6 protein-coding genes are annotated in these 6,767 nt (G+C 40.7%); 4 read left to right on the forward strand and 2 right to left on the reverse strand.

The window, feature by feature from the left end; translation table 11 throughout:
* Positions 1 to 130: 130 nt before the first annotated feature.
* Positions 131 to 1,231, reverse strand: a complete 1,101-nt coding sequence (gene ychF, locus ACK2WI_RS05315; protein ID WP_409149989.1) for a redox-regulated ATPase YchF — start codon at positions 1,229 to 1,231, stop codon at positions 131 to 133.
* A 263-nt stretch (positions 1,232 to 1,494) separates the two neighbouring features.
* Here ychF and ACK2WI_RS05320 point away from each other — a divergent pair, with 263 nt between their 5' ends.
* From ACK2WI_RS05320 to ACK2WI_RS05335, 4 genes are all read left to right on the forward strand, one after another.
* Entirely contained in the window at positions 1,495 to 1,983 is a 489-nt protein-coding gene (locus ACK2WI_RS05320; RefSeq protein ID WP_312698488.1) for a hypothetical protein, read from the forward strand.
* A 105-nt stretch (positions 1,984 to 2,088) separates the two neighbouring features.
* Positions 2,089 to 3,048 (forward strand): polysaccharide deacetylase family protein, encoded by a 960-nt coding sequence (locus ACK2WI_RS05325; RefSeq protein ID WP_236736478.1) that lies wholly within the window; start codon positions 2,089 to 2,091, stop codon positions 3,046 to 3,048.
* 51 nt (positions 3,049 to 3,099) lie between these two features.
* A complete protein-coding gene (locus ACK2WI_RS05330; RefSeq protein ID WP_409149990.1) occupies positions 3,100 to 4,884 on the forward strand; it encodes an ABC transporter ATP-binding protein in 1,785 nt (594 codons plus the stop codon).
* A 70-nt stretch (positions 4,885 to 4,954) separates the two neighbouring features.
* Positions 4,955 to 5,929, forward strand: a complete 975-nt coding sequence (locus ACK2WI_RS05335; protein ID WP_409149991.1) for a 1-acyl-sn-glycerol-3-phosphate acyltransferase — start codon at positions 4,955 to 4,957, stop codon at positions 5,927 to 5,929.
* Here ACK2WI_RS05335 and ACK2WI_RS05340 read toward each other — a convergent pair.
* Positions 5,910 to 6,521, reverse strand: a complete 612-nt coding sequence (locus ACK2WI_RS05340) for a DUF4126 domain-containing protein (protein WP_313368493.1) — start codon at positions 6,519 to 6,521, stop codon at positions 5,910 to 5,912. The genes ACK2WI_RS05335 and ACK2WI_RS05340 overlap by 20 nt on opposite strands.
* Between the last annotated feature and the right edge of the window lie 246 nt (positions 6,522 to 6,767).

A 6,767-nucleotide genomic window follows, 5' to 3' on the forward strand; every position in this document is an offset into this window, starting at 1 on the left:
TTTCTAATTTTTTATATTTTTTTTTATTCACCCGGGTGGGTTGTGGTGGGGGAGTCCACAATCAAAAATATCATATATATTATAAAATATAAAAAAAAACGCGACCCTAAAGTCGCTTTTTTTTATTTACCTAAACATTGAATCGGAAGTGCATAATGTCCCCGTCTTCAACGATATATGTTTTTCCTTCTACGGATAATTTCCCAGCTTCTTTAACTGCTGCTTCTGACCCGAATTGTACAAAGTCATTGTATTTAATAACTTCAGCACGGATAAATCCTTTTTCAAAATCGGTGTGGATTACGCCGGCAGCCTGTGGTGCTGTAAATCCTTTTTCGATCGTCCAAGCACGTACTTCTTGAACACCTGCTGTAAAGTAAGTTGCTAAATCTAATAAAGAGTATGCCGCACGGATTAATTTGTGAACCCCTGATTCATCCAATCCTAGATCTTCCAAGAACATTTTGCGTTCTTCATAATCTTCCAATTGAGCGATTTCAGATTCGATCTGTGCCGAGATAACCAATACTTCCGCATTTTCATCTTTTACAGCTTCTTTTACTTTATCAACATAGGCATTTCCTGTATTTACAGAAGCCTCATCAACGTTACATACATATAGAACAGGTTTAACCGTCAAAAGGGTCAAATCATCGATAAATTCGAAATCCTCTTCTGAAATAGGAGCAGTACGAGCAGATTTACCGGATTCCAAATGAGCCTTTACTACGGAAAGGACGTCAAAAGTTTTCTTAGCATCCTTATCACCGCCAGTCTTAGCCATTTTTTCAACTTTCTGGATGCGCTTTACTACCGTATCCAAATCCTTAAGTTGCAATTCGGTATCGATGATTTCCTTGTCACGGATTGGGTCTACTGAACCATCCACGTGGATTACATTCCCATCATCAAAACATCTCAACACATGGATAATAGCATTTGTGGTACGGATATTACCCAAAAACTGATTACCTAAACCTTCACCTTTGGAAGCCCCTTTTACCAAACCGGCGATATCGACGATTTCGATGGTATTAGGAACGATACGTTGCGGATTTACGAGTTCAGCTAATTTGTTCAAGCGTGCATCCGGAACTGTAATGACCCCAACATTGGGTTCAATGGTACAGAACGGGAAGTTTGCTGCTTGCGCTTTAGCGTTTGATAAACAGTTAAATAAGGTTGATTTACCTACGTTTGGTAGGCCTACGATCCCACATTGTAATGCCATATTGCTATTTTGTTAAAATTGCGACAAAGATAACAAAAATGCTGATAGAATCGGGTAGGGCAATCCGAGTATTTTTTGACAGGTTAAGGCCATGTTAAATTTTAAAATATGACAAAAAGATGAATTTTAAAGGCTTGATTCTGAATGCTGTAGCTGCCAATTTACATTTTTTAACATTTCCTGATTAATCCTTCCCTTCAAAATGCCTGTCAGAACATTAAAAATAACCGGACGTTTGGTCCTAAAGATATAAGGAGGTTTTTATGAAAAAGTTATTCTACGCAGCATTATTTTTTGGAGGATTGTTCTTCGTCAAGCCCGCAGAAGCCCAAGTAAACGTAAGCTTAAATATTGGTGTACAACCTTCCTGGGGCCCCGTTGGCTATGACTACGCCAGGTACTATTACATGCCCGAGTTTGATATGTACTACGATGTTTCTAATCGTTACTATACTTACTACGATGGCCGTACATGGGTGTCACACAGGACAATACCTAGAAGATATAGAGGTCGCGACTTTCATAGAACCTATAAGGTAGTGATCAATGAATCTAGACCTTGGAGAAACCACAGACATTATCATGATCGCTATCATGGTTACTCAAGGAACTATTCGCAAGTTACTATCCGTGATGGCGGAAGACACCATCACCGTGCCGATAAACGCTATCGCAAAATGGAAAAGGAACATTACAAGTACCATAAAAAAATGGATAAGCGTTGGAAAAAAGGTAGACATTACGATGATTAGCAATTAATATAGGGATAAATGGGATGGGACTTCAGCTTGAAGTCCCTTTCTTATATCGACAAATATTTTTAGCTTTGTACAAATTTTAAGAGACCCTCAAAGGCTATGTTGAAGAAGACTATTGTCGCTGCTATTGCCGCTATTTCCACACTAATATCCGTTTACTCCTGTAATTCTATTGTAGGTTCACCTTCCAGCTCTAATCCTTTGGATTCGACCGAAAATTCCTTGGTTGATGGCCAAAGCCCTTTAAAGCAGGATACCGTAAAATTGATGGATCTACTTGATTCTTTGAATAAGGGCAAGATTCATTTTCCAGCCGTTGATTCCTTAAATAAAATCGAACCTAAGCAAGCTAAAAAAATGCTTAGGGATTCTATTTACCGTGAACTGAATAAAAAGGATAAGCATATCTATCTTACCTTCGATGATGGTCCATTGATCGGTAGTTCGGCAATCGACTCGATTATCACCGCAAAAAACACCAAGATTTCCGCCTTCTTAGTCGGTAAACATGCTGGCATGAGCAAAAGATTGAAACGTGATTTCGACCGTTACATGAACAATCCTTTGGTGGAATGTTACAATCATAGCTATTCTCATGCTGCCAATAAATTCCATGTATTTTATAGCAACCCGGACCTTGCCGTAGCAGATTTCGAAAAATGTGAAACAGATCTGGGATTGAAACATAAGATCGTCCGTATGCCAGGTAGAAACATCTGGTTATTCGATGATGTTCGCCGTGTAGATTTAACTTCTGGTAGCCAAACGGCTGATTTACTGGGAGTCAATGGCTATAAGATCTATGGATGGGACGTAGAATGGAAGATCAATGGTTTGAGCGGTAAGCCTGTTCAGTCTGTGGAAGAGATCTATGGCCGTATCCGTAACATGTTAGGGAATAAGTCTACCTTGAAACCCAACAATATCGTTTTGCTGATGCATGATGATATGTTCCAAAATAAAAAAGGACAACAATTATTGAGCAATTTAATTGATAGCCTGAAGCAACACAAAGATTATAAGTTTGATTTCATCGAAAATTATCCTATAAAATATTAGTTACAGAGAGCTTGGCCTTAAACTTTTTGAGTACTTTAAAGTTTACATTTTATGACCATAACCCAACTCTTTAAAAAAGTATTACCCTTCACCAAGCCGTATAAGAATCTTATTTTTTATACACTTATCCTGACGGTTGTAGGGTCTTTCGCTGCACAGGTCAATGCTTTTATCCTAAAGTACACCGTTGACACCATCAGCGATCTTTTAGTCAACAAGACACCCCTTCGAACTGGCCTCTATCTTTTGGGCGTTATTTCAGCCATATTGCTGGGAAAGGAAATAATCTATTCCATTGTCCAATTCGGACAAAAGTACTACGGCGAGAAACTGAGGATCATGATCGCTCGAGACTTTTCTCAAGCTATTGTCGATCGTATCCTGACCTATAAGATGGCTTTCTATACCTCAAGCGTCAATGAGTCCGGAAAACTCCAAACCCGTATCGACGCCGGAATCAGTTCCCTGACCAGATTAGTCCAAAACTTCTTTATCGATATCCTGCCGCTATTTGCAAACGCCATCGTCGCATTGGTCTGTATGTTCCTGGCGAATTTCTATGTGGGCTTGGTAGGGCTATTTATCATTCCGATCTATTTTTATGTATCCCAAATGCAGGCCAAGAAACTTTCGGGTTTCCGAAGGAATATGCGCCAGTATCGGGAAAATAAAAGTAACCAATTGATCAACCTGATTGATTCCATCACGGTGATCAAATCCTTTGTTCGGGAGGAAACCGAAGCCGAAAAGCATAAGAAGATCCAATTTGAGATGACCGAAAACCAGATGGCTACGCGGAAGACCTCATTTATCTTTGAAAGCATCAAGGGTTTTATCGAGCAGATCGGTGTCGTGATCGTCATTATCTTAACGGCTTATTTCGTGTTAAACGAACAGATGTCCATCGGAGCCATTATGTTCCATATTATGTTATTCAATAACGTATCTGCACCGATCAGGCAATTGCACCGGATCTATGATGAGGTCAATGATGCCTTGATCTATTCGGAAAGCTTCTTTGGGATCCTCGAAGATGAAGGACAGAAGGAACCTTCGGGAACCTATAGACCAGATAGCATTCAAGGGTTGATTGAAATCAGGAATGTGGATTTCAGCTATCCAAATGGCCATCAGGCCTTGCACAATGTTAGCATGCAGATCTGTCCAAATGTTAATACAGCATTGGTCGGCTTATCGGGAGCTGGAAAAAGTACCATCATTAATCTGTTGGATAAATTCTATGAACCTAGCTCGGGTGCTATTTATTTAGATGGGGTAGACCTCAGGGAATATGATACCGAGTTTTTAAGGGAGAATATAGGATTGGTTTTACAAAGGAACCATATCTTCAAAGGAAGTATTGCCGATAATATCCGCTATGGTAAGACCGAAGCTAGTATGGAGGAAGTCATTGAGGCTGCTAAGAAAGCTTCTATACATGAGCAGGTACTTGACTTGCCGAATGGATATGATGCCGAAGCCCACCTTCTCTCAGGTGGTCAGCAGCAGCGGATCGCCATTGCTAGGATGTTCTTGAAGAACCCACCAATTATCTTCTTGGATGAACCGACGGCCAATTTAGACGCCATCGCAACAGAACAGATCAAAAACAGTTTAGATGCCATCAAAGTGGGCAGGACAGTGATTATCGTTTCGCACAGTATTTCCCAGATAATTGATGCCGAACATATCATTGTAATGGAAAAAGGTAGGGTGGTCGAGGATGGTAGCCATGAAGAGCTATTTGACCTGCATGGCGCTTATTATAAGATTTTTAGCGCAATGGCGAATAGCCTCAATATCCATAAGATTACCGAATCCATGAAAGAAGATTAGTATTTGTTAAAATTAGGCGTGTTTTTTGTTATAGGAAAATTTGGATTCTAATTATTGAGAATATTAATCTATGCTTTATCCAATCCTAAGATCATTTGTCAAACTGGGCATGAACTGGTACGTGGCAGATTGGCAATTAAAAAACCTGGAACTTGCAGCGAAGAATGAACCAGCTGTTATTGTTTCAAACCATCCCAATTCATTTTTCGATGCTTTGGTTCTATCAGTGCATCAACCTACGGAAATATGCTTTCTGGCTAGGGGAGATATATTTGCCAAACCTTTGGCGAATTGGGTTTTGCGCAGTCTTTTTATGTTGCCGATCTATAAGAAGCATGATGATCAGGATGCCGATATTAGCAATGGGTTTACCTATGATGAATGCGTGCGCCAATTGAAAATGGGGCGAAAGCTCCTGATCTTTCCAGAAGGAGTATCCAGGAACCAAATCGACATGAAGCCTTTTATGACTACCGGCTTGACCTCCATTATCAAACGTGCAGTGCAAATGGATGTTCCCATTCAGGTTCAACCTTATATCCTTAGCTATAATTCCTTCGATGATGTTCCTAAAGCAGTTTATTTGGAAGCCTTGAATCCCATCGACTCCACGGATTATCTGAACAATTCTGAAGTAATGACGAGTGAATTGATCAAGAACCTCAGGGAGGAAATGGATGCCAAAATGTTAAATCGTTATGTAGGAGCAAGGGATGGCATTCAACAGGAACGTGCATGGATGAAGTACCCAGCATTATTGGGTCATTATTCCCATAATTGGTTTTATCAACTGGTCAAAAAGAAAATAAAGCAGAAAACGGAGAACAGTATATTCTATGACTCCCTATTGTTTGGTGTACTGTTGTTTTCTTATCCGGTTATCGTTCTATTGCTAAGTATCATTATTGGGAATATATTCAGCTTCTGGTGGGGCTTTCTTGTATTTGTTCTCCTTCCATTTCTATCTTATTGTTGGGTTCAATACCAGCCAGTCAAGGTTGCCGAGGAAAACTTAGAGGGAAGGGTTAATAGGTTGAATCCTTAAATTTATTCACCTTAGGTTTCCTTCTGATTTTGTCCAATAGCTTTTTGCCATATTTTATGGCTAGATAAAGGATCACTATAACCAGTATTCCCGCTAGGATAGGTAAGAAGATCGCCAAGATGCTCATGATGGTAGAGCCGATGGTTTCTACCGTGGAGATGACGGGATTGGCGAGCCCAGCGGTCGTTCCAGAGGATGCCGCTCGAGTGCCTGCAAATACCGAACTGATGGTCGCTGCGGTACCTCCACCGGCAATCAATGCCAAGGACCATTGAATCCAACTGCTCACTTCGGTAAATTGTGTTGCAAACAACAAGGACCCGGCAATGGTAGCTAAAGGGACGGTAATGCTATCCAAGATATTATCGACAAAGGGGATGTAATAGGCCAAAATCTCAAATAAAGTAGCCAAACCCGTTGCGATGACAGCTGGCAAACCACCCACCCAAGCATAACTCTCATCCAATGGAATCCATCCCAAATAAGAACCCAAACTCAAAAAGAAGATAGGCAGGAACACCCTAAAGCCCGTAGCAGCAGCAAGTCCAATTCCCACAAATAGCGAAATGATAAAAGGTAGAATGTCGGTCATGATCTGGTTTTAATAAATCCTGCACAAATTTCCAGCCAATTGTGAAATTTATGTGGGGACCAATGCTCTTCGTTGATTAGGAGTTGGTTTGAACCAGGATGTTCGGGATGGGAGGATGGACCAAGATCGAGGAAAAGAACCAGGATTGGGTTCGGCTCCCCTTCGGCTTCGCTCAGGGTACAGCTCACCCACCGAGGATGGGAGGATTGACCAAGTTTATGGAAAAGATCCAGGATAGGGTTCGAC

This window comes from Sphingobacterium sp. BS-2 (assembly GCF_046161205.1).
Classification (GTDB): domain Bacteria; phylum Bacteroidota; class Bacteroidia; order Sphingobacteriales; family Sphingobacteriaceae; genus Sphingobacterium; species Sphingobacterium mizutaii.

Excerpts from the sequence above, each read along its gene's own strand:
- ychF (WP_409149989.1), bottom strand. The coding sequence starts at position 1,231 with ATGGCATTACAATGTGGGATCGTAGGCCTACCAAACGTAGGTAAATCA.
- ACK2WI_RS05320 (WP_312698488.1), top strand. The coding sequence starts at position 1,495 with ATGAAAAAGTTATTCTACGCAGCATTATTTTTTGGAGGATTGTTCTTC.
- ACK2WI_RS05325 (WP_236736478.1), top strand. The coding sequence starts at position 2,089 with ATGTTGAAGAAGACTATTGTCGCTGCTATTGCCGCTATTTCCACACTA.
- ACK2WI_RS05330 (WP_409149990.1), top strand. The coding sequence starts at position 3,100 with ATGACCATAACCCAACTCTTTAAAAAAGTATTACCCTTCACCAAGCCG.
- ACK2WI_RS05335 (WP_409149991.1), top strand. The coding sequence starts at position 4,955 with ATGCTTTATCCAATCCTAAGATCATTTGTCAAACTGGGCATGAACTGG.
- ACK2WI_RS05340 (WP_313368493.1), bottom strand. The coding sequence starts at position 6,521 with ATGACCGACATTCTACCTTTTATCATTTCGCTATTTGTGGGAATTGGA.